Origin of the sequence: Streptomyces lunalinharesii (assembly GCF_039532155.1) — a bacterium.
GTDB lineage: Bacteria > Actinomycetota > Actinomycetes > Streptomycetales > Streptomycetaceae > Streptomyces > Streptomyces lunalinharesii.
The window spans coordinates 303,777-326,476 of the sequence record NZ_BAAARK010000005.1 but is presented as its reverse complement, the minus strand read 5'-3'; the positions used below and the strand labels follow the sequence as shown (position 1 = coordinate 326,476).

Below are 22,700 nucleotides of genomic sequence, written 5' to 3'. Positions count from 1 at the left end.
ATCGTGGCACCGCCGCGCCCGGCCCGTGGCACGGCCCACGGTGCCGCGGCCGAGGTCCGCGGCATCCCCCGCCCGCGGCACGGCGACCCGCGGGCGACCGCCAGGTAGGCAGCCGTCCCGTGACGGCTGACCGGCACACCGGCCCTCCTCGGAGAGGGAGCCGCCCGTAAGGAGCACCGCAGTGACGACCGAGCAGCCGCCGACGGCCGAGTACCGGATCGAGGACCTGGCCCATCTCACCGGCGCCACGGTCCGGACCATCCGCGCCTACCAGGACCGGGGACTGCTGCCCCGCCCCGAGCGCCGCGGCCGCGCCAACGTGTACGGCGACGCCCACCTGGCAAGGCTTCGCCAGATCGCCGACCTGCTCGACCGCGGCTACACCCTGGCCAGCATCAAGGAGCTCCTCGAAGCCTGGGACGCCGGACGCGACCTGGGCGGCGTCCTGGGCCTGGTCGCCGAGATCGACGGGCCGTGGACCGATGAGGAGCCGACCCGCATCTCCCGCACCGACCTCGACACCGCCTTCGGTGGCACCCCCGACGAACAAGCGGTGAGCGAGGCCGTCGACCTCGGTGTCCTGGAACGCGTCCCCGGCCGGGACGACGAGTTCCTGGTTCCCAGCCCCCAGGAACTCGCCGTCGCCGCCGAACTGCACTCGGCGGGCGTCCCACTCCTGGCGATCTCCGGGCACTTGCGAGAGGTGCGCGGCCAGGTCGAGCACATCGCCGCGCGTTTCCTGGACTTCACCACCGAGCACGTCTTCCGGGCGTTCCTCAACCATCCCCCCACCGAGGCCGAGACGGCGGAGGCCACCGCGCTGGTACGCCGACTCCGACCGCTCGCCCAACAGACCATCGACGCCGAACTCGCCCGCGCCATGCGGACCCTGGCCACCCGGTACATCCGTCACCACCTCACCGAGGCCCTGGCGCCCGCCCAGCCGGAATCCGACACCCCTCCGACGGAACGGTCCGACAGCGCCTCGGCAGCGACCGTGTGGTGGCCCGAGCCGCCCGTTCCGGACGCGCGGAACGACGGCGGGCGGACCGCGACGGGGACCGAGGACGAGCCGAGGCCCCTACCGGAGGCAGCGGCTCCCGAACAGGTCGCGGACCCCCGTCCCGCGACCGACACCGAGGCCGTGTCGCTGCCCACCACGTGCGTCCAGGCCGTACGCGATCTGGTCGGGCCGCAGCGTGCGGCCGCCTTCATCGCCGCCGCCGCACAGCGCGAGGTGCAGGCCCGCACCATGGACGCCCTGACCGCAGCCGCCCGGGAACCCCGTCCCGCCGAGGGGGACACCCCCGGTCCCTGACGGCCGACGGGCGCCTCCGGGCGTCTGACCTCACGCACGCCCGCGCCCCGCCCTCCCACACGGGGCCCTGTGCTGGGGCCCGCCCGGCTTGCTGCACTGTGCAGTTGTCAAGGATCACGCCGGACGGGCCCTCCCGCCCGACCACCCCTCCGGGGTGCGTCACACGGCCGGATCCGGCAGCCAGTTGCCGTGGAAGCCGTACGGCACCCGGCGGGGCAGGGACACCGTGGCGACCGGGCCGGCCGTGAGGTCCTCCGCGTCGAGGATCACCAGGTCACTGGTGTTGCTCGCCGCGTCGTAGACGTAGGTGATCAGCCAGCCCGGTCCGCCCGGCCGGTCGTCAGCGGGGGCGAACGCCGCCTCCCCCGGGGTGCGTCCCGGCCCGAAGTCGTACCGCGCCGCCACGCCGGTCCTCAGGTCGTAGCGGAGCAGCGCGCCGGGCCGTCCGCCGGTGCCCGGCCCCTCGGCGGAGGTGACGTGACCGAAGCGGGCGGGCTGTCCGGCAAGCCGGTCGTCTATGCGCGGGAACTCGCCCATCTGGTCGTCGATTTGCTCCTCGGTCACGGTGCCGGAGGCGAGGTCGACGGTCCAGCGCCAGAGGCAGGGCATCGAGCGGCCGTCCAGCGCGGCGTAGCGGGAGACGTGGAGGACGATCCAGTGCTCGCCGTCGTCATGGGCGTTCAGCGCGTGGAAGACGTAGCAGGGGTCGATGGCCAGCCAGCGGACCTCGCCGTGCGGATCGTCCCGGCGCAGTACTCCCAGCCGGGCCCCGTACTCCGGATCCCAGCGGTACGGCATGCCGGGACCTCGGCGGTCGTGGACCATCGGGAGGTCCATGAAGACGACGTGGCGGGCCGTCAGGTGGAAGTCGTGCATCATCGTGGCAGCGGGGACGTCGATCGGACGGCTGATCACCAACTCCCCTGCGGCGTCGGCACGGTGATAGGTCAGGTAGGGGGCCGTGGAACGGCCGTAGCCGAAGAAATGCAGCTCACCGGTGGTGGGGCAGATTTTGGGGTGGGCGGTCATGGCGGTGGTGAGTCGGCCGCCGAAGTCGTGGGGTCCGACGGTTTCCCCCTCGTGCCCGGGTCGGCAGTCGATCTCGTAGGGGAAGGACGATTCGACCAGCGCCATCGTGCGACCGGCGTGCCGGACGACGTGGGTGTTCGCGACGCCGGCGGTCGGGTCGTGGTGGCCCTGCGCGTCGATGACGGGGACGCGGTCGACGAAGGTCGAGGTGCGCACCCAGCGGTTGCGGTAGGAGACGGCCCGTCCGCCCTCCAGGCGCACGCCGTGGACCATGCCGTCCCCGAAGAACCAGTGCGGGCTGTCGGCGTCCTGCGGGTTGGGGCCGTTGCGCAGGTACCAGCCGGTGAGCTCCGGCGGAATGGCGCCGGTGACCGGGAGGTCGTAGGCGGTCAGTTCGTCGGTGACCGGGGCGAAGTTGCCGGCCAGGTGCGGTGGCGCGGCCGAGGATGCGGGCATCGTGGTGGACGGCGGTGTGCTCATGAGGTCATGCCTCCCTGGGCATCGAGCCGCGCGCCGGACTGCTGCAGGAAGCGGGCCTGTGCCCGGTCCGGATAAGCGGCGGTGAATCGGAGGGGAAGGACGAATCCGGCGATCTGCACGAGGACCGAGCAGCCCGCACCGAGGCCGTAGGCGGCTATCACGGCCTGGGCAGCAGCACTGAGGGTGAAGGACAGGGCCCATGCCGCGGTGAGGACGACGCCGATGCGCCGGAACAGCGGGGTGTGCCAGACCTCGGGAGGTGCCATCCGCCGGGCGATCGCCATGGTGAAGGGGCGCCGTACGGCGAGCGACACCCAGGCGATGAGCGCGAGCCACCCCACCGACAGGGCACCGCTGTACGCCTGGAGTCCGCTGTCGGGTCGAGCGAAGGCGACGGCGGTCAGGCCCACGAAGAAGACGATGGTGCCGTACTCCAACAGCCGGGATTCCAGGTCGAGTCCCGCCGCGCGGTCCGCTATCAGCAGCGCCGCCGAGGCCACCAGTCCGGCGAGCGCCCCCCACTGCCAGCCGGCCACGGACACCCCCGCGAAGACCAGCCATGGAATGAAGCTCCGCAGGTAGTTCATGATCCCCCCATTTCGGTCGTGCCCGCTCACGCCGGGCGACTGCTCGACGCTGCACCGGCCGACGGGCGCGGTGGCAGCTGCGTCGGGGCGGGTGCTCCCACCCTCAGCGACATTCCAACAGTGACATGTCGAAGTTGGAAAGTCCAGCTTTGACATGTCAGTTGTGGAAGGTAATGTGCGAGTCATGAGCCTGAGACATGCCGTGCTGGGCCTCCTCTCCGAGTCCCCGGCGAGCGGCTACGACCTGATGAAGCTGTTCAACGCCTCGCTCACCAGCGTCTGGCCGGCGACCCAGAGCCAGGTCTACGGCGAGCTGAACAAACTCACGACCGCCGGCCTGGTCGAGATCTCCGCCCACGGCCCGCGCGGCCGCAAGGAATACGCGATCACCACCGACGGCCTGACCGAGCTGCGCCACTGGCTCACCGAGGTCGCCCCCAGCGGCCCGCAGCGCCACGACGCCCTGCTGCGGGTCTTCTTCCTCGGCATCCTCACCCCGCTCGAAGCGCGCACCTACCTCCTCACGCAGGCCAAGATGGCCGCCCGTGCGCACGACTCCTACAAGCAGGTCGACGAAAGCACCGAGTGGGACGACGAAATGATCTCCGTCTACGGGAAGATCGCGCTGGAGTACGGCCTGCGGTTGTCCGCGACGATGGAGGAGTGGGCCCGCTGGGCCGCCGACGAGGTGACCAGCGCCAAGGCCAGGAAGGCCAGCGAGCTGGCCCGCGCCCGGTACGAGGCGGGGCAGCCGGAGTCGGACGGGGAGCCGACCACCGAGCGGCCCGGCGACGCGTGAGTGCGGCGTCCGACGCGCACCGCCGACGGCGCGGCCGCTGGCGGCGGTGACGCGCCGCCCGTCCGCCCCACGCCGAATGTCGGGTGCCGCGGCACGGACGCCGCGGCATGCTGACGCCATGGACCACGAGCGCTCTGTGCGCCTTTCGAAGTACCTGGCGAAACACCTGCGCCACGAACCGGAGCGGATCGGCATCACCCTCGACGCCCACGGTTGGGTTCCCGTTGCGGAGCTGATCGACGCCGCCGCGCGCCACGGTTTCCCGTTCTCCCGAGCGGAGCTGGAGACCGTGGAGGCCGACAACGACAAGCAGCGCTACGCCCTGGAGCGCGGCCGCATCCGTGCCCGCCAGGGCCACTCCGTCCGCATCGACCTCGGACTGCCGCCGGCGGCGCCTCCCGGCTTCCTCTTCCACGGCACGGTGGGCCGCAGCGTCGCCGCCATCCGGCACGAGGGGCTGCGCCCGATGTCCCGGCATGCCGTGCACCTCTCACCGGACCGCGAGACCGCGGCCCGAGTGGGCGCACGGCGCGGCGCACCGGTCGTGCTGACGGTCGACGCGGGCGCGATGCACCGGGCCGGCCACGTCTTCCACGTCAGCACCAACGGCGTCTGGCTGACCGAACGGGTCCCGCCGGAGTTCCTCCGCTTCCCCGGCTGATCTCCCCCTCGGGAAACGCGCAGGTCAGAGCCCGGGAGCGCCCCACACCGGGAACCACCGGGACAGGTCCTTCTCGACCGTCAGGTCGTCCCCGAGCATCGCCCGGACCTGGAGTTCGAGCGGGTTGTCCCGCTTCTCACCGCCACCGGGCCGCGGCGCGAAGGGATAGAACGTGCCGCGCTTGTAGAGGTAGACCAGCGCCACCGACCGCTGCCGCTCATCGCGGAACCCGAGCAGGGAGCAGAGCAACTGCGGCCCGAACCCCGCCTCTTCCAACGACGTGTTGACCGCGTGCAGATCGTTGACCAGGCCCGCCACGTCCTCCGGGGCGTGCCGCACCAACAGCCACGTGTAGCCGTACGCGTCCTGCGTGAACTCCACCGAGCCGTCCAGCAGCGCCCGCGCCTCGTCCTGGATGCGCGAGAAGGTGCCGCCCTCCACGCTCGCGAAACACACCGAGCCCAGCCCGGTGGGGAGGAACCCCGCCGCGGCCTGCAAGGTGACCGCAGCGGACGGCAGCGCGAAGAGCTGGTCCAGATCCGGGCGTACCGGCTTGCTGCGTCCGAGGATGGCGTCCAGAAAACCCATGCGCGGCTTACTCCTTGATCCTTCGCTCCGGTGACGCGGCGACGTGTTTCACGGGAAACATCGCCGTGCGTCGGTCACTGCCGTCCCGCCAGCGGCCGCTCACGGCCGGCCCAACTGCGCCGCTATCCGGCCCAGCTGGTCGAGCCGCTGCTCCAGCGTGGGGTGCGAGGACAGCAGCTGGCTGAAGCTCTCCTTGTTGAACGCCGGGGCGAAGTAGAAGGCGTTGAACGGCTGGGCCTTGCGGAGGTCCTCGGTGGGGATCCGTGCGATCTGGCCGGTGACCTTCGTCAGGGCGGACGCCAGCGCCGAGGGACGACCGGTCAGTATCGCCGCGGCCCGGTCCGCGGACAGTTCGCGGTAGCGGGAGAGCAGCCGGGTCAGCAGGAAGCTGATGGCGTACACGACGACGCTGACGGCGGTGACGATCAGCACCGCGATGGCGGCGTTCTGGTCGCGGTTGTTGCGCCCCACGCCGCTCCACAGGGCGGCGCGGGTGATGATGCCGGCCAGGACGCCGAGGAACGAAGCGATGGTCATCACCGCGACGTCGCGATGCGCGACGTGGGAGAGCTCATGCGCCAGGACGCCCTCCAACTCCTCCGGCTCCAGCCGCCTGAGCAGCCCGGTCGTGGCGCAGACCATGGAATTCTTCTGGTTGCGGCCGGTGGCGAAGGCGTTCGGCACGTCCGACTCGGCGATCGCGACCCTCGGCTTGGGCATGTCGGCCAGTGCGCAGAGCCGGTCCACCGCGCCGTGCAGCTCGGGCGCCTGCTCCGGCGTGACCTCGTGCGCCCCCATGCTGAAGGCCGCGATCCGATCGCTGAACCAGAACTGGGCGACGAACATGGCCCCGGCGATCAACAGCACCACCACCCAGGCGCCCTTGAGCAGCACCACCAGCGCACTGACGACCACGACGTACAGCAGCCCGATGAAGAACATCGTCATGACCATGCGCGAGGTCAGCCCACGGTCCGGGGCGAATCGGGTCTGTGCCATGGCTCCTCCACTACGCGCCGCACTTCGCGCAGTGCGCCGACCCGGGCACGCGCCGTCATTCGACGAGCGCCAGGTCCCGCACACTGCGCCGCTGCCTCAATTCTCCCTCTTGGTGGCTATATACCGGGTAAAGCCCTGGCCGGAGGCCGGGGCTTTACCCGGACGTGCGGCTCTTCGTCGCCGATGCGCTGCCGGACGCCGCTACGCGCCGAGCTGTGCCAGCCCCTCGGTGGCGATCCGCTCGAAGACCGCCGGGTCGGTGGCGAAGATCGAATCGGCGATCGGCCAGTGCAGGACCAGCTCGTCGATGCCCAGCTCGGCATGGCGGCCGGCGAAGTCCACGAAGGCGTCCAAGGAGTCCAACGGCTGGTCCGGGGTGAAGCCGGTCAACATGATCTTCTGGAGTTCGGCGAGGTCACGGCCCTGGTCCGCACACGCCTTGGCGAGGCCGTCGACCTGCTTGCGGATGGCCTCCCGCGACTCGGCCGGGGTGCCGCCCGCGTTCGACACCTTGGGGTCACCGGTGGTCACCCACGCCTGGCCGTAGCGGGCCGCCAGCTTCAGCCCGCGCGGGCCGGTGGCCGCCACCGCGAACGGCAGCCGCGGGCGCTGCACGCAGCCGGGGACGTTGCGCGCCTCGTCCGCGGAGTAGTGCGTGCCTTCGTGCGAGACGGCGTCCTGGGTCAGCAACTCGTGCAGCAGCGCCGTGAACTCGGCGAAGCGGTCGGCCCGCTCCCGCGGCGACCAGGGCTCCTGGCCCAGCGCGGTCGCGTCGAAGCCGTTGCCCCCGGCGCCGATGCCCAGCGTGACGCGGCCCGCGCTGATGTCGTCGAGGGAGATCAGCTCCTTGGCGAGGGTGACCGGGTGCCGGAAGTTCGGCGAGGTGACGAGGGTGCCCAGGCGTATCCGGGAGGTCGCGGCGGCGGCCGCGGTCAGCGTCGGGAGGGCACCGAACCAGGTCAGGTCGCGGAAGCTCCGCCAGGAAAGGTGGTCGTAGGTGTACGCGGCGTGGAACCCGAGGTCCTCGGCGCGCTGCCAGGTCTCCTTCCCGCCTTCGGACCAGCGGCGGACGGGCAGGATCACAGTGCTCAGTCGCATGCGTTCGAGCGTACGGGGGCGCCGCGGAAACCCCGCCCGGCCGCCTCCGCACCGGGCTCCCGTCGGCCACCCACCGCACGCCTGTACGTGCCGGTACGCGAAGATGGCCCCGTGACTGATGCCCCCGCCACGCCGCCCCGGCCCACCCGGCTGATCGCCACTGACCTCGACGGCACGCTGCTGCACGACGACAAGACGGTCTCCGGCCGCACGATCGCCGCGCTCGCCGCCGCGGAGCAGGCGGGCATCGAGGTGTTCTTCGTCACCGGGCGCCCGGCCCGCTGGATGGACGTGGTCAGCGATCACGTGCACGGTCACGGTCTGGCGATCTGCGCGAACGGTGCGGCCGTCGTCGATCTGCACCGGGAGAACCGGATCGTCGAGGTCAGCCCGCTGGACCACACGGTGGCGCTCGACGTCGTCCACGCCCTGCGCGCGGCGGCTCCCGGCACCACCTTCGCCGTCGAGCGCACCAGCGGCATCCACTACGAGCCGCAGTACCCGCCCTTCCTCCTCGACCCGGCCGCGGTCATCGCGCCCGCGGAGAAGCTCCTCGCCGAGGATTTCGCCGCACCGGCCAACCCCGGTCCGACGAACGGCGCCGCCTCCGACCACCCGGTGCTCAAGCTGCTGGCGCACCACCCCGAGCTGGACCCCGACGCCTTCCTCACCCTCGCCCGGGCCGCCTCCGGCCACCTGGCGTCCTTCACCCGGTCCAGTCCCACCGCGCTCCTGGAGATCAGTGGCCTGGGCGTCAGCAAGGCCGGCACCCTGGCCCGCTGCTGCACGGAACGCGGGATCTCGCCGGACGAGGTGGTCGCCTTCGGTGACATGCCGAACGACATCGAGATGCTCACCTGGGCGGGCACCTCGTACGCCATGGCCAACGCCCACCCGGACGTGCTGACGGCCACCACGGGCCGCACGGCGTCCAACAACGACGACGGCGTGGCCGCCGTGATCGAACAGATCCTGCACGAGCGGTGAGCACGTCGAGGACGGTGCGGGCGTCAACCAGCGGTCCGGCCGCTCCCGGAGCAGCGACGGACCGCTGGTCGACGCCCTCGCTCAGCTGACGCCCTCGCTCAGCTGACGCGTTCGTTCAGCGGTTTCCCGCAGTGCGCGTGGTTTCACGTGAAACCACGACGGCTTTCCGGACCGAGATGTTTCACGTGAAACGGTCAACTCCCGGAGAATGACGGCTGTTTCACGTGAAACAACGCCTCCGGCCGGGCCGGCCACCATCCCCCGCCGCCTCCTAAAGCGGCGCCTCCCAGGTCACCATCGTCCCCCCGTCGTCCTCGCCCAGCCCGGGACCGTACGTGCTGGACCCACCCAGCGACTCCGCCCGCTTGGCGAGGTTCTTGAGGCCGCTGCGACGCCCGCCCCGCGCGATCCCCACCCCGTCGTCGGCGACGGTCAACCGGACGCCGGGAGTGCCGTCCGGCAGGCTGACCGTCGCGTCGATCACCACCTCGATCCGGGACGACTCGGCGTGCCGGAAGGCGTTCGACAACGCCTCCCGCAGCGCGGCGATCAGGTTCTTGCCGGCCCGCTCCCCGACCCGGGAGTCCACCGGCCCGACGAACTGCGCCGACGGTTGGAAGCCGAGCGGTACGGCAGCGGTGCCGATCTCCCGCAGGACCCGGGTCCGGAGCCCCGACGGCGCCTCGGCCGGGCTCTGTTGGAGGGCGAAGATCGCGGTCCTGATCTCCTGGATGGTGATGTCGAGTTCGTCGATGGCCTTGCCGACGCGCCGGGCCACCTCCGGCACCACGGTCTTGCGCTGCGCGCTCTCCAACATCATCCCGGTCGCGAACAGCCGCTGGATCACGAGGTCGTGCAGGTCACGGGCGATCCGGTCGCGGTCCTCGTAGACCGCCAGCCGCTCCCGGTCGCGCTGCGCATCGGCCAGCACCAGCGCCAGCGCGGCCTGTGCGGCGAACTGGGTGGCGAGGGTCCGTTCGGCGGCGGAGAACGCCCGGGCGCCACGGCCCCGCGGTGTGGCGAGGGTGCCGAGCACCCGCCCACCGCTCTTGAGCGGCAGCAGCATGCTCGGGCCGAACCGCGGCGCGAGCGCGGTGACCATCCGCGGATCGCTGGCCGAGTCGTGCACGAAGACCGGTTCGCCGGCGAGGAGTTGTTCGGTCACCGGGCTGTCGGGCGGGATCTGGGTCCCCAGGATTCCGGTCGGGTCGTCGGCGGACACCGCGACGACCTCCAGCCCGCCCTCCTCGTCCGGCAGCAGCACGATGCCGGCCGCCGAGTCCGCCAGCTTCCTGGCCTGTTCGGCGACCACCGCGAGCGCGTCGTCGACGTCGCTGCCGGCGAGGAGTTCGGTGGTCACCGCCACCGAACCGTCGATCCACCGCTCCCGCTGCCGGGTCGCCGCGTACAACCGGGCGTTGCCGATCGCGATCCCGGCCTCGGTGGCCAGCACCCGCACCATGTGCAGGTCCTCTTCGCTGAACTCCCCACCGCGCTTCTCGGTCAGGTAGAGGTTGCCGTAGATCTCGCCCTGAACGCGGATCGGCACCCCGAGGAACGACCGCATCGGTGGGTGCCCCGGCGGGAAGCCCGCCGAGCGGGGGTCCCGCGTGAGGTCCGCCAGCCGCACCGGCTTCGGGTCGTGGATCAGCGCACCGAGCAGGCCCTTGTGGCCGTCGGGCAGCGCGCCGATGCGTTCGTGCTGCGTACCGGTGACGCCGTAGGTCACGAAGTCCGACAGCCCTTCGCGGGCGTCGTCGATGATCCCGATCGCGGCGTAGCGTGCATCGGCGAGTTCGGCGGCGGTCTCCACGATCCGGTCCAGGGTGATGTGCAGGTCCAGCCCAGCGCCGACCGTGCGCATCGCCTCCAGCAGCTGCGGGACCCGGGCGGTCAGCTCGGACGACAGCCCCTGGAGGCTGCGGGTGGCCTCGGTGGCGGCGTCCATGGGGTCCGGGCGTCCACCGGCGCGTGCGGTGTCCACGGGGTCTGGGGGCGATCCTGCCGTGACTGCCATGTCCCGAGCCTAATAAGGGCCCATTTCAGGGGAAAGTTCAGCTCTCCGGCACGGCCGGTCCGCCGCGGACGACCGGCCCGCGCCACCCGGGCCCGGCGCCGGTCGCGACCGTCAGCCCGGGAACGCGGCCACCTCAGCGGATGCACCGGTCAACGCCCCTGCGGGCACCCGCTCGGCGTCCTCCCGCGCGCTGCCGTCCCCGCCGGTCACCATCCGCGGATACGCCGCGTCCACCGCCCGCTCACGCTCCAGCATCCGCCGGAACGGACCGTCGGCCACGGCCAACTCCGCGTAACCACCGCGCTGCACCACCCGGCCGCGGTCCAGCACCAGCACCTCGTCGACCGCGTCCAGCCCGGCGAGCCGGTGCGTGATCAGCAGCGTGGTCCGACCCTCGGTGGCCGCCAGCAGATCGGCGGTCAGCGCGTCGGCGGTGGCCAGGTCGAGGTGCTCGGCCGGCTCGTCCAGCACGAGCACCGGGAAGTCCGCGAGCAGTGCCCGCGCCAGGGCGAGCCGCTGCCGCTGGCCGCCCGAGAGCCGGGCGCCGTGCTCCCCGACCATGGTGTCCAAGCCGTCGGGCAGCCCGCGCACCCAGTCCGCCAGCCGCGCCCGACCCAGCGCGTCCCAGAGGTCCTGGTCCTCGGCACCGCCCGCACCGGCGCTGCGGTCCCGCCGGGCGAGCCGGAGGTTCTCCCGCAGCGAGCTGTCGAAGAGGTGCGCGTCCTGCGCGCACAGCCCGACCAGCCGTCGCACCGCGTCGCCGGCCATCTCCTGCGCGTCCGTCCCGGCCAGGGTGTAGGTCCCCGACTCGCGGTCCACGAAGCGCAACAACACCTGCGCAAGCGTCGTCTTGCCGGATCCGGACGGGCCGACGACGGCGAGCCGGCGGCCCGGGGCCAGGGTGAAGCCGACGCCGTCCAGCGCCGGGTCCTCCTGCCCGGGGTGGCGTGCGGTCAGCCCGCTCACGGTCAGCGGGAACGGCCCGCCGGGCGCGGCCACGGGTGCCTCCGGCTCACGGACCGGCGCCGGCGCGTCCAGCACCTCGAACACCCGGTCCGCGGCGTGCCGGGTGCGGCGCCGGTACTGCGCGGCCAGCGGCAGCCCGGCGACCGCCTCGAACGCGGCGAGCGGAGTGAGCACGACGACGGCCAGTTCCACACCGGCCAGCCGGCCCGCGTGCACGGCCTGGATGCCCACCACCGCGGCGGCGGCCACGGTCAGCCCGCACAGCAGCGCCGAGAGCCCGGCCCCCGCCCCGGCCGCGGTGGCCGACCGCGACGCGATCCGGGTCAGGTCCCGGTCCGCGCGGCGCACCCCCTCCGTGCGGGCGCCGAGGGCCCCGGCGACCGTCAACTCGGCGGTACCGGTGAGGAGATCGACGACCCGGGTGGCGAGCACCCCGCGGGCGGGGGCCAGCCGGCGCTCCGCACGCCGGGCCAGCGCGCTCGACAGCGCGGGCACCCCGACACCGGCGAGCAGCAGTCCGCCCGCGAGGATCACCCCGGCTTCCGGCAGCAGCCAGCCGGTGAACGCGACGGTGCCCACGCCGACCAGCAGCGCCGCCCCGACCGGCAGCAACCAGCGGAGGAAGTAGTCCTGCACCGCATCGACGTCCGCGACCAGCCGCGACAGCAGATCGCCGCGGCGACGCTCCTTGAGTCCGGCCGGGGCCAGCCGCTCCAGCCGGCGGAAGACGGCCACCCGCACGTCGGCGAGCATCCGGAACACCGCGTCGTGCGCCACCAGCCGCTCGGCGTACCGGAAGACCGCCCGGCCGATGCCGAACGCCCTGGTCGCGGTCACCGCCACCATCAGATACAGCACCGGCGGCTCCTGCGAGGCCCGCGAGATCAGCCAGCCGGAGGTCGCCATCAGGCCCACCGCGCAGCCCAGGGCGAGGCTGCCGAGCAGCAACGCGAGCCCCAGGCGCGCCCGCCGGGCCCGGGCCAGTCCACGCAGCCGCCCCAGCGCGGAGCGCGCCGAACCCGGCGCGGAGCCGCTCGGCTCCGGCCCGTCGACCACCGGCGGGACCGGCTCGGCGGGCGGCACCGCATCGGCCGCCGGACCCGGCGCGGAAACCGCCGCCACCGTCGGTGCCACGGGCCCGTCGGCCACCTCGGGCGCCGCCAACCGCACCGTCCGGTCCGCCACCGCCAGCAGCGCCGGCCGGTGGACGACCATCAGGACCGTGCGCCCGGCCGCGAGCCGGCCCACCGCCTCGACCAGGGCCTGCTCGGTCGTACCGTCCAGATTGGCGGTGGGCTCGTCGAGCAGCACGACCGGGCGGTCGGCGAGGAAGGCGCGGGCGAGCGCGATGCGCTGGCGCTGGCCGGCGGAGAGGCCGGCGCCGGATTCCCCGAGCCGGGTGGCCGGGCCGTCGGGCAGCGCGTCGACGAAGTCCAGCGCCCCGGCCTCGCCCAGCGCCGTGCGGACCGCCGCGTCGTCGGCGTCCGGCCGCACCAGCCGGACGTTCTCCGCGATGGTGCCGGCGAAGAGGTGCGGATGCTGCGGCACCCAGGCGATCCGGCTGCGCCAGTCGGCGGGGGAGAGGTCTGCGACGTCCTGTCCGTCGACGAGGACCCGCCCCTCGGACGGTTCGGTGAAGCCGAGCACCACGCTCAGCAGCGTCGACTTGCCGGCGCCGGAGGGGCCGACCAGTGCGACGGTCTCGCCGGGCCGGACCTCGAACGAGGTCGCCGGCAGCGATGCCGCGCTGCGCCCGGGGTGGCGGACCACCAGCTGCTCGACGGTCAGCCCGGTGCCGTCGGGCGCGGGCGCCGTGCCGGGCGTCCGCGGCCGGGTCTCCAGCACCGCGAAGATCTCCTCCGCCGCCGAGAGTCCTTCGGCCGCCGCGTGGTACTGCGCCCCCACCTGCCGCAGCGGCAGGTACGCCTCGGGCGCCAGGACCAGCACCATCAGCCCCGTGTAGAGGTCGAGTTCGCCGTGCACCAGGCGCATGCCGATACCGACCGCGACCAGCGCCACGGAGATGGTGGCGAGGAGTTCGAGCGCGAACGAGGAGAGGAAGGCGATCCGCAGGGTGCGCAGGGTGGCCTGGCGGTACTCGTTGGTGATCGCGCGGATGGCAGCGGCCTGGGCCTTGGCCCGGCCGAAGACCTTCAGGGTCGGCAGGCCCTCGACGACGTCGAGGAAGTGTCCGGAAAGCCGGGCGAGCAGCCGCCACTGGCGGTTCATCCGCGACTGGGTGGTCCAGCCGATGAGGACCATGAAGAGCGGGATCAGCGGCAGGGTGACCACGATCGTCAGCGCGGAGATCCAGTCCCCGGTGACGATCCGGACCAGCACCGCGACGGGCACCACGACCGCCAGCCCCAACTGCGGCAGGTACCGGGCGAAGTAGTCGTCGAGGGCGTCGATGCCGCGGGTGGCCAGGGTCGTCAGCTCCCCGGTCCGCAGCTCCAGGGTGCCGGCGTCCTCGGTCCCGTCCGCGCGCCGGACCGCCGCCCCGGGCCCGAGCGCCGTGGCCCGCTCGATCAGCCGCATCCGCAGTTCGGACTTGACCGCCGCGCTGGCGCGGTGCGCGGCCAGTTCGGTGAGCCAGGAGACCAACCCCCGGCCGACGGAGATCGCGGCGAGCAGCGCCACCGGCGTGACCAACGCGTGGAAGGAAAGGTCGTGTTGGAAGGCGCCGACCACGATCTCCGCGATCAGCATGGCCTGACCGATGACCAGGCCCGCTCCGGCAAGCCCCAGCACCACCACCGCGATGAGGAAACCACGGGTGGCACGGGCGTACTGGAGCAGGCGCGGGTCGACCGGTTTCACGTGAAACCTTCCGTTCTCCCGAGCCCCGCCCTGGCCGGGCGGGGCGGGACTCAGCTAGTGGGCTTCGGCGATGTGCTGGGTGCCGATCCGCTTGCGGAACACCCAATAGGTCCACCCTTGGTAGAGCATCACGAGCGGCGCGGCGATCCCGGCGCACCACGTCATGATCTTCAGGGTGTAGGGGCTGGACGAGGCGTTGCTGACCGTGAGGCTCCAGCTCTCGTTCAACGTGGACGGCATGACGTTCGGGAAGAGCGTCAGGAAGAGCATCGCGACCGCCGCCGCGATGGTGACCCCGGAGAACGCGAACGCCCAGCCCTCCCGCCCGAGCTTGTTGGCCCCGAGCGCGGCGACCAGCGCCACGACCGCGACGACCATGGCGACCAGGCTGCTGCCGTTCCCCCGGTCGACCTGGGTCCACGTCAGGAACCCGATCGCGAGCACGGCGGTGATCAGTCCGAGGACACCCGCCGTCCTGCGCGCCCGCTTCCGGATATCCCCCACGGTCTTCAGCGAGGCGAACACCGCACCGTGGAAGGTGAACAGCGTCAACGTCACCAGACCGCCGAGGATCGCGTACGGGTTGAACAGGTCGAGCAGGCCGCCGACGTACTCCTTGTGGGCGTCGATCTTCATGCCGTGGACGATGTTGCCAAAGGCCACGCCCCACAGCACCGCGGGCAGCAGCGAGGTCCAGAAGATCGCGTGCTCCCAGTTGCGCTGCCAGCGCTCCTCGGGCCGCTTGACGCGGTACTCGAACGCCACCCCGCGCACGATCAGGCAGACCAGGATCAGCAGCAGGGGCAGGTAGAACCCGGAGAAGAGGGTCGCGTACCAGTCCGGGAAGGCGGCGAAGGTCGCGCCGCCCGCACTGAGCAGCCAGACCTCGTTGCCGTCCCAGACCGGGCCGATGGTGTTGATCAGCACTCGCCGCTCGCTCCGGTCACGGGCCAGCAGCTTGGTGAGCACGCCGATCCCGAAGTCGAAGCCCTCCAGGAAGAAGTACCCGGTCCAGAGGAAGGCGATGATGACGAACCAGATGTCGTGGAGTTGCACGGTCGCCTCCTAGTACGAGAAGGCCATCGGCCGGTCGGCGTCGGTGGAATCTCCACCGATCTTGGTGGGCGGGTTGAGGTCGGAGTCGGTGAGTTCCTGGGGTCCGGCCTTGATGTACTTCGCCAGCAGCCGCACCTCGACCACGGCGAGGATCGCGTAGAGCGTGGTGAAGACGACCAGGGACGTGATCACCTCGCCCTGCGTGACGCCCGGCGAGACCGCGTCACGGGTGCGCAGCACGCCGTAGACGACCCAGGGCTGGCGGCCCATCTCGGTGAAGATCCAGCCCCACGAGTTGGCGATCAGCGGGAAGCCGAGGGTGACGAAGGCCAGTCGCCAGTACCACTTGGCCAGGCGTTCGCCCAGCACCCTGTCCTTGGTGAGCGCGAGGTGCGGTGGTTCCTCGTCGCCGGTCCGCAGCGCGGGCGCGAGCCAGAACTTCTTGCGGGTGAGCCACAGGCCGGCCAGACCGATGACGAAGGACGTCATCCCGAAGCCGATCATCCAGCGGAAGCCCCAGTAGGTGACCGGGATGTTGGGCCGGTAGTCACCGGGCCCGAACTTCTGCTGCTCGGCCTTGTTGACGTCGTTGATGCCGGGGACCGGCGAGGAGAAGTCGCTGTGCGCCAGGAAGGAGAGCAGGCCCGGTATCTCGATGGCGACCTTGTTGTGCCCCTTGGCGACGTCGCCGTACGAGAAGACCGAGAACGGCGCCGGCGCGGCCTTGTCCCACAGCGCTTCGGCCGAGGCCATCTTCATCGGCTGCTGCTTGAACATGACCTTGCCGAGCGAGTCGCCGCTGATCGCGGTGAGCATGCCGGCGATGACCAGGGTTATCAGGCCGAGCCGCAGCGACGTCCGCATGACCTTGACGTGCTTCTTGCGCATCAGGTGGTACGCGGAGACGCCGACCATGAAGGCGGCACCGGTCAGGAACGCCGCGGTCAGGGTGTGGAAGACGACGACGAGGGTGGTGTCCTGCGTCAGCACCTTCCAGAAGTCGGTCAGCTCGGCCCGCCCGGTGACGTGGTTGTACTTGTAACCGACCGGGTGCTGCATCCAGGAATTGGCGGCGAGGATGAAGTACGCCGAGAGGATCGTGCCGATCGACACCATCCACATGCAGAAGCAGTGGAGCTTCTTCGGCAGCTTGTCCCAGCCGAAGATCCACAGGCCGATGAACGTGGACTCGAAGAAGAAGGCGATCAAGGCTTCGAAGGCGAGCGGCGCACCGAAGACGTCCCCGACGAACCGCGAGTAGTCCGACCAGTTCATGCCGAACTGGAATTCCTGGACGATGCCGGTGACGACACCCATCGCGATATTGATCAGGAAGAGTTTGCCCCAGAACTTGGTGGCCTTGAGGTACTTCTGCTTACCGGTTCGCACCCATGCGGTCTCAAGTCCGGCCACCAAGGCGGCGAGGGAGATCGTCAGCGGGACGAACAGGAAGTGGTAGACGGTCGTGATGCCGAATTGCCATCGCGCCATAGTCTCCGGCGCCAGAGCCAGTTCCACGTCGCGACCTCCTTACGTCCTTGCATCGCCGCTTCACGGCGGATATGTCCCTTTTATGGCGCGCGAGACGCACACCTCAGGACGTGAGCTTGTGAACGCGTTCACATTCACAAGCATTATTACCCATGCGCCTCTTGCCTTGGGGAAGGGGGGTACGTGACTGCGGTCACGCTTGAATCCATGGCCCGTGAACGTTTATGCCGAGGTTATGTCCGCGCCCTTCCGCGCAGCTTCAACATATTGTTGAATTCGTCGCCATGAAGATCCGCATCTCCTGGCCCGCCGGGCACGTGACCGCCACCCTCGACGACACCCCGACCACCACCGCGCTCCTCGCCGCCCTCCCACTCCAGGGCACGGCGAACACCTGGGGCGAGGAGGTCTACTTCGACACCGGGCTCACCCCCGCCCTGGAGTCCGACGCCCGCCAGGTCGTCGACCCCGGCACCGTCGCCTTCTGGACCGAGGGCAACGCCCTCGCGCTCCCCTACGGACCGACCCCGATATCCCGCGGCGACGAGTCCCGACTCGCCTCCCCCTGCAACGTCCTGGGCCGCATCGACGGCGACCCGCGGGCACTGGCCACCGTCCGCAACGGCGACGCCATCCACGTCCAGAAGGCCTGAAGGCCGCACACGCCGGAGGCCGCGGGTCGGACAGGGACCCACGGCCTCGGAACACGCCACCGCACGACGGCTGCCACGCCGCCGGCGGAGTGGAAGACGACTACAGAGCCTTGCGGAACTCCGCCGCCGCCTGCAGGAACAGGTCCATCGCCGGCTCCTCGCCGATCGTCACGCGCACGCCCTCGCCCGCGAACGGCCGCACCACCACCCCGGCCCGCTCGCACGCTTCGGCGAACGCGGTGGTCCGATCCCCCAGCCGCAGCCAGACGAAGTTCGCCTCCGACGCCGGGACGGTCCAGCCCTGCGCCACCAGCGCGTCGTGCACCCGGGTCCGCTCGACGACCAGCGCCTCGACCCGCTCCAGCAGCGCCGCCTCACTGCGCAGCGACGCCACCGCGGCCTCCTGCGCGAGCTGGCTGACGCCGAACGGCACCGCCGTCTTGCGCAGCGCGGCGGCCACCTCCGGGTGCGCCACCGCGAAGCCCACCCGCAGCCCCGCCAGGCCGTACGCCTTGGAGAAGGTGCGCAGCACGCACACGTTGGGGCGGTCGCGGTAGAGCTCGATCCCGTCCGGTACGTCCGCGTCGCGGATGAACTCGCGGTACGCCTCGTCCAGCACCACCAGCACGTCGTCCGGCACCCGGTCCAGGAAGGACTCCAGTTCCGCACGGCGCACGACGGTGCCGGTGGGGTTGTTGGGGTTGCAAACGAAGATCAGCCGGGTCCGCTCGGTGATCGCCGCCAACATCGCGTCCAGATCGTGCACCTCACCGGAGGTCAGCGGCACCTGCACCGGCGTCGCACCGGAGACCTGGGTGACGATCGGGTACGCCTCGAACGAGCGCCAGGCGTAGATCACTTCGTCCCCGGGGCCGGCCGTCGACTGGACCAGCTGCTGGGCCACCCCCACCGATCCGGTGCCGGTCGCCAGGTGGTCCACCGGCACCGAGAACCGGTCGGCCAGTTCCGCCATCAGGCCGGTGCACGCCATGTCCGGGTAGCGGTTGAACGACCCGGCGGCCGCCACCGCGCTCTCCAGCACGCCCGGCAGCGGCGGGTAGGGGTTCTCGTTGGAGGACAGCTTGTAGGCGACCGGGCCACCGGCCGCCGCCGGCCGCCCCGGCTTGTAGGTGGGGATGCCGTCCAGCGCAGCACGCAGCCTCGGGGTCTTCTCGCTCACCGCAGGTCCTCCTCAACCATCCCTCTCGACTCCAATACTGCACACCTTATGAGGATTGACCCGTCCGGCGTCAGGCCCAAAAGTGACGGCCCTCCCGTGGGCTCCGCGGTGGCGAGCGCCGGGCGTGCATCCGAGGGGGAGCGCTAGGCGATGCACCGCGCGCCGGTGGCTCGCTCCGTGGCGCGCGTCCCTCGTCAAGGTGACTTGAGACCTCTTCGAGACCTGGACGTATCGCCAGGCAGAGCACCTCACGCTCCCCCCATCGGGCCATCAGGGCCGGCAAGTTCCTTCAATTGCAAGGAAACTGATGACACATCACCATGCAGAAACGTGCCTTCTCAACGTCGCCATCGGTCACCCGCGAATGGCCGTAGCGAGCCCTACTATCGGCTCGCCATGACAGCAGCAGGGAAGCACCAGGTGGGCCGGTCGTCCGGTCGCCGACTGGGACGCGCGGGCATCCGGGACGTGGCCGCCGCAGCCGGTGTATCGATCACGACTGTCTCCGACGCGCTCAACGGCAAGGGCCGGCTTCCGGATGCCACCCGTAGCCACGTCCGCGAGGTGGCCGACCGGCTGGGCTACCGCCCGTCCGCGGCCGCCCGCACGCTCCGTACCGGCAAGTCGGGCCTCATCGGCCTGACCGTGACCACCTACGGGGATGAACCTTTCACCTTCACCGAGTTCGCGTACTTCGCGGAGATGGCCAGAGCCGCCACCTCCGCCGCGCTGGCCCGCGGCTACGCCCTGGTCATCCTGCCCGCGACCTCCCGGCACGACGTCTGGTCCAACGTCGCCCTCGACGGCACCGTCGTCATCGACCCGGCCGACGGCGACCCGGTCCTGACCGAACTCGTCCGGCACGGCATCCCGGTCGTCTCCGACGGGCGCCCCGGCGGCACCATCCCGGTCACCGGCTGGGTCGACAACGACCACGAGGCGGCCGTCCTCGGCCTGCTCGACCACCTCGCCGAGGCCGGCGCCCGCCGCATCGGACTGCTCACGGGCACCACCACCGACACCTACACCCGGCTGTCGACCACCGCCTACCTGAACTGGTGCGAGCGGGTCGGCCAGGACCCGGTCTACGAGTCGTACCCCGCGTACGACCCGCGGGCGGGCGCCGTGGCCGCGGACCGGCTGCTGGCCCGCCCGGACCGGCCGGACGCGGTCTACGGGCTCTTCGACCCCAACGGCACCGACCTGCTCGCCGCGGCCCGCCGCTACGGACTGCGGGTACCGGACGACCTGCTGCTGGTGTGCTGCAGCGAGTCCACCGTCTACGCCACCACCGAACCACCGATCACGACGCTCTCGCTCAAGCCGCGGCGCATCGGCACCGCCGTGGTCCAGATCCTGATCGACGCCATCGAGGGACTCGACAGCACGTGCCCGGTCGAGCAGGTGATACCGACCGATCTGATCGTGCGCACCTCCTCGCAACGCCGCTCCCCGAGGACGACGGTCAGCCCGCCGCGGGGCCCGGCCGGGGACTGAGCGTGCCCCGGCACGACGGGTCGGGCGCTCCGACGCACTCCGGGCGCCCGCTCCGCCGAGGAAAAAACGGGCTGATCACGGGAGAAATCCATCGTGAACGCCGGGCTTCGCGGGATTGATCACCCCCGGGTGCGTCACAACCCGCGAGCGGCGTTCCTATGATGGGCGCACGACACTGCGGACCGCCGTCGACCAGGCAAAGGTCCGAGAGGTGCACGGCGGCGCAACGGTGGAGGGGTCGATGACTCAGGGGGCCAGTCAGGGACCCATGGTGTGGACCATGGGGGCACAACCTCCGGCATCCGTTCCACCGCCCGCGGCGCCCGCCGGGCAACCGGTCCCGGCGCCGGCCGCGCCCCCGGTCGCGCCGCCCGTCGCGCCTCCGGTGCAGATGCCCGAGGAGTACACCCCGACCGCCCGCGACCTGCCGGTCATCACGCGCACGGACACCCTCGTCGACCACCCGTCCGTGCTGGCGGCGCAGGAGCCGGCCCCCGAAACGGAGGGCCTGGGCCCGCTGTACGTCGTCGGCGACGTGCACGGCTACTACGAGGAGCTGCGCGCCGCGCTGGAGGCCGAGGGGCTGATCGACGCCGACGGCACGTGGGCCGCCGGCAACGCCCGGCTCTGGTTCCTCGGCGACTTCACCGACCGCGGTCCCGACGGCATCGGCGTCATCGACCTGGTCATGCAGCTCTCCGCCGAGGCCGCGGCGGCCGGCGGCTACTGCAAGGCCCTGATGGGCAATCACGAGCTGTTGCTGCTGGGCGCCAAGCGGTTCGGTGACACGCCCGTGCAGTCCGGCGCCGGCACCGCCTCCTTCCAGGCGGCCTGGCTGCTCAACGGCGGCCAGAAGAACGACATGGACCGCCTGGAGGACCACCACCTCCAGTGGATGGCCCGCCTGGACGCCGTGATGGAGGAGGACGGGCACCTGCTCGTGCACTCCGACACCACCGCCTACCTCGAATACGGCGCGTCGATCGAGGAGGTCAACGACACCGTCCACGACGTGCTGACGCGCAGCGAAGCCGACGAAGTCTGGGACCTCTTCCGCAAGTTCACCAAGAGGTTCGCCTTCCGCGACGAGGCCGGTGCGCAGGCCGTGCGCGAACTGCTCGACGCCTACGGCGGCAACCGCGTCGTGCACGGCCACAGCCCGATCCCGTACCTGCTGGGCGAGGTCGGCGGGGAGGACGGCGAGGACGACGGCGTCGCCGTGGACGGCCCGCACGTCTACGCGGACGGTCTGGCCATCGCGATGGACGGCGGTGTCACGATGGCCGGAAAGCTACTGGTCTGCCAACTCCCGCTGGCCGGCTGACGGTTCCTCTGATGGTCCGATGCCGACCCGACCTGTTATCAGACAGGACGGGAATCGGTCGCGGCATCAGGCAAATTCCGCAAACTCTCTGTCACCCCGCGCCGGCGGCGCTCTACCATCGGTCTATCCGTAGCAGGCTCTCCTCCGTTTCCGCCCGGCGCCCGGCCCCCGGCCGGCCCGTACGGCCCTACGGAGCTTCGGGGGATCCACATGAACAGCGCTCCGCACCTGCTGAACGAGGACCACGCGGAATTCGCGCGGATCCTTGATGAGGCGCTGCGCACCGCCGAAAACCGCCCGGACGACCTCGCCACCGCCGCCGGAAACCGGCTCAGCAGCGAGCAGTTGCGCATGATGGCGCTCAGCGCGACCAGCGCGATCGCCGCCTGCGCGACGGCCGAATACCAACGCTTCACACAGCTGCGCACCGAGCTGCGCGCCCCGTCGTCCGCCGCGGCCGGCGCCACAGGGGGCGGTCCGTCAGCGGACCAGACCTCTGACGAACGCACCGGACCGGCCACCGCGGACGACGAACCGGATTCCGATCCTGCCGGCTTCGGGCTCGCCGCGATGGCCACCGTCCTCGTGCCGGTACTCGCCGGCATCGCGGCCGTCCTCTTCCTCGTCATCGGCTACGTGCTGCGCGCCGTCGACCCGGACCCGGACGTCTCCCGGCCCCTGGTCAGCGTCGGCTGGGTCTTCGCGGGGCTGGCCGCCGCCGGGGCCCTGGTCGCCATGGGCTGCGTGGTCGTCACCGCGCTGCGCAACGGCACGGCCCGGGACGCGGCGGTCGAGGAGCGGGCCGCCGCGCTGGACAGCGCGCACGACGCCTGGCGGCAGGCCCTGTTGGACCGCGGGTTGCTGCCCTTCCTGCGCGAGGCGCTGGCCGATCCCGCGGCCGACCCCGAGGACGATCCGGTCCGGTACGTGCCCCGTCCCGCGCCGGCCCAGGAGCGCCGCACCCCCACACTCGGCTACACCCGTCCCCGCTTCAGCAGCCGCGACACCGACGCGTCCTGGGCCCGCCCCCGCTACTCCAGCCCGGACTTCACCAGCCCGGACTACGGGGGGTCGGAACACCGGTCCGAGTAGCCGCCGGGCGGGCACCGGGTCGGTGCGCCGCGGTGCCCGGTCGTGGTGACGAACGGAC

The 22,700-nt window shown here is 71.6% G+C and carries 18 protein-coding genes; 8 read left to right on the top strand and 10 right to left on the bottom strand.

Annotation, left to right across the window (positions count from 1 at the left end; genetic code table 11):
- Positions 1-181 precede the first annotated feature (181 nt).
- Positions 182-1,318, top strand: a complete 1,137-nt coding sequence (locus ABD385_RS10955; protein WP_344574919.1) for a MerR family transcriptional regulator — start codon at positions 182-184, stop codon at positions 1,316-1,318.
- Between the two features lie 159 nt (positions 1,319-1,477).
- Here the strand turns inward: ABD385_RS10955 and ABD385_RS10950 are convergent, their stop codons facing one another.
- Together ABD385_RS10950 and ABD385_RS10945 are read right to left on the bottom strand one after the other, a co-directional pair.
- Complete coding sequence (locus ABD385_RS10950; RefSeq protein ID WP_344574918.1) at positions 1,478-2,827, bottom strand: carotenoid oxygenase family protein; 1,350 nt, start codon at positions 2,825-2,827, stop codon at positions 1,478-1,480.
- A complete protein-coding gene (locus ABD385_RS10945) occupies positions 2,824-3,414 on the bottom strand; it encodes a DUF3159 domain-containing protein (protein ID WP_344574917.1) in 591 nt (196 codons plus the stop codon). The genes ABD385_RS10950 and ABD385_RS10945 overlap by 4 nt, the downstream gene beginning before the upstream one ends.
- A gap of 184 nt (positions 3,415-3,598) precedes the next feature.
- On the opposite strand from ABD385_RS10945, the gene ABD385_RS10940 reads away from it, so the two are divergent.
- The gene (locus tag ABD385_RS10940; protein WP_344574916.1) at positions 3,599-4,213 is read left to right on the top strand and encodes a PadR family transcriptional regulator; all 615 of its coding nucleotides are present in this window, start codon (positions 3,599-3,601) and stop codon (positions 4,211-4,213) included.
- Between the two features lie 118 nt (positions 4,214-4,331).
- On the top strand, positions 4,332-4,874 hold the full coding sequence (locus ABD385_RS10935; RefSeq protein ID WP_344574915.1) for an RNA 2'-phosphotransferase: 543 nt from the start codon (positions 4,332-4,334) through the stop codon (positions 4,872-4,874).
- A 24-nt stretch (positions 4,875-4,898) separates the two neighbouring features.
- On the opposite strand, the gene pspAB is transcribed toward ABD385_RS10935, so the two are convergent.
- The 3 genes from pspAB to ABD385_RS10920 form a co-directional block, all read right to left on the bottom strand.
- Entirely contained in the window at positions 4,899-5,462 is a 564-nt protein-coding gene (gene pspAB, locus ABD385_RS10930) for a PspA-associated protein PspAB (RefSeq protein WP_344574914.1), read from the bottom strand.
- Positions 5,463-5,561: 99 nt separating this feature from the next.
- A complete protein-coding gene (htpX, locus tag ABD385_RS10925) occupies positions 5,562-6,461 on the bottom strand; it encodes a zinc metalloprotease HtpX (RefSeq protein WP_016570627.1) in 900 nt (299 codons plus the stop codon).
- Positions 6,462-6,662: 201 nt separating this feature from the next.
- Positions 6,663-7,559 carry an LLM class flavin-dependent oxidoreductase gene (locus tag ABD385_RS10920; protein ID WP_344574913.1) on the bottom strand — a complete coding sequence of 299 codons (897 nt, stop codon included), beginning with the start codon at positions 7,557-7,559 and terminating at the stop codon, positions 6,663-6,665.
- A 111-nt stretch (positions 7,560-7,670) separates the two neighbouring features.
- Here ABD385_RS10920 and ABD385_RS10915 point away from each other — a divergent pair, with 111 nt between their 5' ends.
- Positions 7,671-8,546 (top strand): Cof-type HAD-IIB family hydrolase, encoded by an 876-nt coding sequence (locus ABD385_RS10915; RefSeq protein ID WP_344574912.1) that lies wholly within the window; start codon positions 7,671-7,673, stop codon positions 8,544-8,546.
- A 271-nt stretch (positions 8,547-8,817) separates the two neighbouring features.
- Here the strand turns inward: ABD385_RS10915 and ABD385_RS10910 are convergent, their stop codons facing one another.
- The 4 genes from ABD385_RS10910 to ABD385_RS10895 all read right to left on the bottom strand — a co-directional run bounded on the left by ABD385_RS10910 (position 8,818) and on the right by ABD385_RS10895 (position 16,923).
- The gene (locus tag ABD385_RS10910) at positions 8,818-10,494 is read right to left on the bottom strand and encodes a sensor histidine kinase (RefSeq protein ID WP_344575030.1); all 1,677 of its coding nucleotides are present in this window, start codon (positions 10,492-10,494) and stop codon (positions 8,818-8,820) included.
- A gap of 180 nt (positions 10,495-10,674) precedes the next feature.
- Entirely contained in the window at positions 10,675-14,349 is a 3,675-nt protein-coding gene (cydD, locus tag ABD385_RS10905; protein WP_344574911.1) for a thiol reductant ABC exporter subunit CydD, read from the bottom strand.
- A gap of 54 nt (positions 14,350-14,403) precedes the next feature.
- Positions 14,404-15,405 carry a cytochrome d ubiquinol oxidase subunit II gene (gene cydB, locus ABD385_RS10900; RefSeq protein WP_344574910.1) on the bottom strand — a complete coding sequence of 334 codons (1,002 nt, stop codon included), beginning with the start codon at positions 15,403-15,405 and terminating at the stop codon, positions 14,404-14,406.
- Between the two features lie 9 nt (positions 15,406-15,414).
- Positions 15,415-16,923, bottom strand: a complete 1,509-nt coding sequence (locus tag ABD385_RS10895) for a cytochrome ubiquinol oxidase subunit I (protein WP_344574909.1) — start codon at positions 16,921-16,923, stop codon at positions 15,415-15,417.
- Between the two features lie 257 nt (positions 16,924-17,180).
- Here ABD385_RS10895 and ABD385_RS10890 point away from each other — a divergent pair, with 257 nt between their 5' ends.
- On the top strand, positions 17,181-17,549 hold the full coding sequence (locus ABD385_RS10890) for a cyclophilin-like fold protein (RefSeq protein WP_344574908.1): 369 nt from the start codon (positions 17,181-17,183) through the stop codon (positions 17,547-17,549).
- A gap of 100 nt (positions 17,550-17,649) precedes the next feature.
- Here ABD385_RS10890 and hisC read toward each other — a convergent pair whose 3' ends face one another.
- Positions 17,650-18,729: a histidinol-phosphate transaminase gene (gene hisC, locus ABD385_RS10885; protein ID WP_344574907.1), complete on the bottom strand. Its 1,080-nt coding sequence runs from the start codon at positions 18,727-18,729 to the stop codon at positions 17,650-17,652.
- Between the two features lie 396 nt (positions 18,730-19,125).
- Between hisC and ABD385_RS10880 the strand changes: the two genes are divergently transcribed.
- The 3 genes from ABD385_RS10880 (at position 19,126) to ABD385_RS10870 (ending at position 22,642) form a co-directional block, all read left to right on the top strand.
- The gene (locus ABD385_RS10880; protein WP_037632549.1) at positions 19,126-20,226 is read left to right on the top strand and encodes a LacI family DNA-binding transcriptional regulator; all 1,101 of its coding nucleotides are present in this window, start codon (positions 19,126-19,128) and stop codon (positions 20,224-20,226) included.
- A gap of 268 nt (positions 20,227-20,494) precedes the next feature.
- Positions 20,495-21,550: a metallophosphoesterase gene (locus ABD385_RS10875; RefSeq protein ID WP_344575029.1), complete on the top strand. Its 1,056-nt coding sequence runs from the start codon at positions 20,495-20,497 to the stop codon at positions 21,548-21,550.
- Between the two features lie 210 nt (positions 21,551-21,760).
- Complete coding sequence (locus tag ABD385_RS10870) at positions 21,761-22,642, top strand: hypothetical protein (protein ID WP_344574906.1); 882 nt, start codon at positions 21,761-21,763, stop codon at positions 22,640-22,642.
- The last annotated feature ends 58 nt before the right edge of the window (positions 22,643-22,700 follow it).

Coding starts and splice junctions, on each gene's coding strand:
- ABD385_RS10950 (WP_344574918.1), bottom strand. CDS start 2,827: ATGAGCACACCGCCGTCCACCACGATGCCCGCATCCTCGGCCGCGCCA.
- ABD385_RS10945 (WP_344574917.1), bottom strand. CDS start 3,414: ATGAACTACCTGCGGAGCTTCATTCCATGGCTGGTCTTCGCGGGGGTG.
- ABD385_RS10940 (WP_344574916.1), top strand. CDS start 3,599: ATGAGCCTGAGACATGCCGTGCTGGGCCTCCTCTCCGAGTCCCCGGCG.
- ABD385_RS10935 (WP_344574915.1), top strand. CDS start 4,332: ATGGACCACGAGCGCTCTGTGCGCCTTTCGAAGTACCTGGCGAAACAC.
- pspAB (WP_344574914.1), bottom strand. CDS start 5,462: ATGGGTTTTCTGGACGCCATCCTCGGACGCAGCAAGCCGGTACGCCCG.
- htpX (WP_016570627.1), bottom strand. CDS start 6,461: ATGGCACAGACCCGATTCGCCCCGGACCGTGGGCTGACCTCGCGCATG.
- ABD385_RS10920 (WP_344574913.1), bottom strand. CDS start 7,559: ATGCGACTGAGCACTGTGATCCTGCCCGTCCGCCGCTGGTCCGAAGGC.
- ABD385_RS10910 (WP_344575030.1), bottom strand. CDS start 10,494: ATGGACGCCGCCACCGAGGCCACCCGCAGCCTCCAGGGGCTGTCGTCC.
- ABD385_RS10890 (WP_344574908.1), top strand. CDS start 17,181: ATGAAGATCCGCATCTCCTGGCCCGCCGGGCACGTGACCGCCACCCTC.
- ABD385_RS10880 (WP_037632549.1), top strand. CDS start 19,126: ATGACAGCAGCAGGGAAGCACCAGGTGGGCCGGTCGTCCGGTCGCCGA.
- ABD385_RS10875 (WP_344575029.1), top strand. CDS start 20,495: ATGGTGTGGACCATGGGGGCACAACCTCCGGCATCCGTTCCACCGCCC.
- ABD385_RS10870 (WP_344574906.1), top strand. CDS start 21,761: ATGAACAGCGCTCCGCACCTGCTGAACGAGGACCACGCGGAATTCGCG.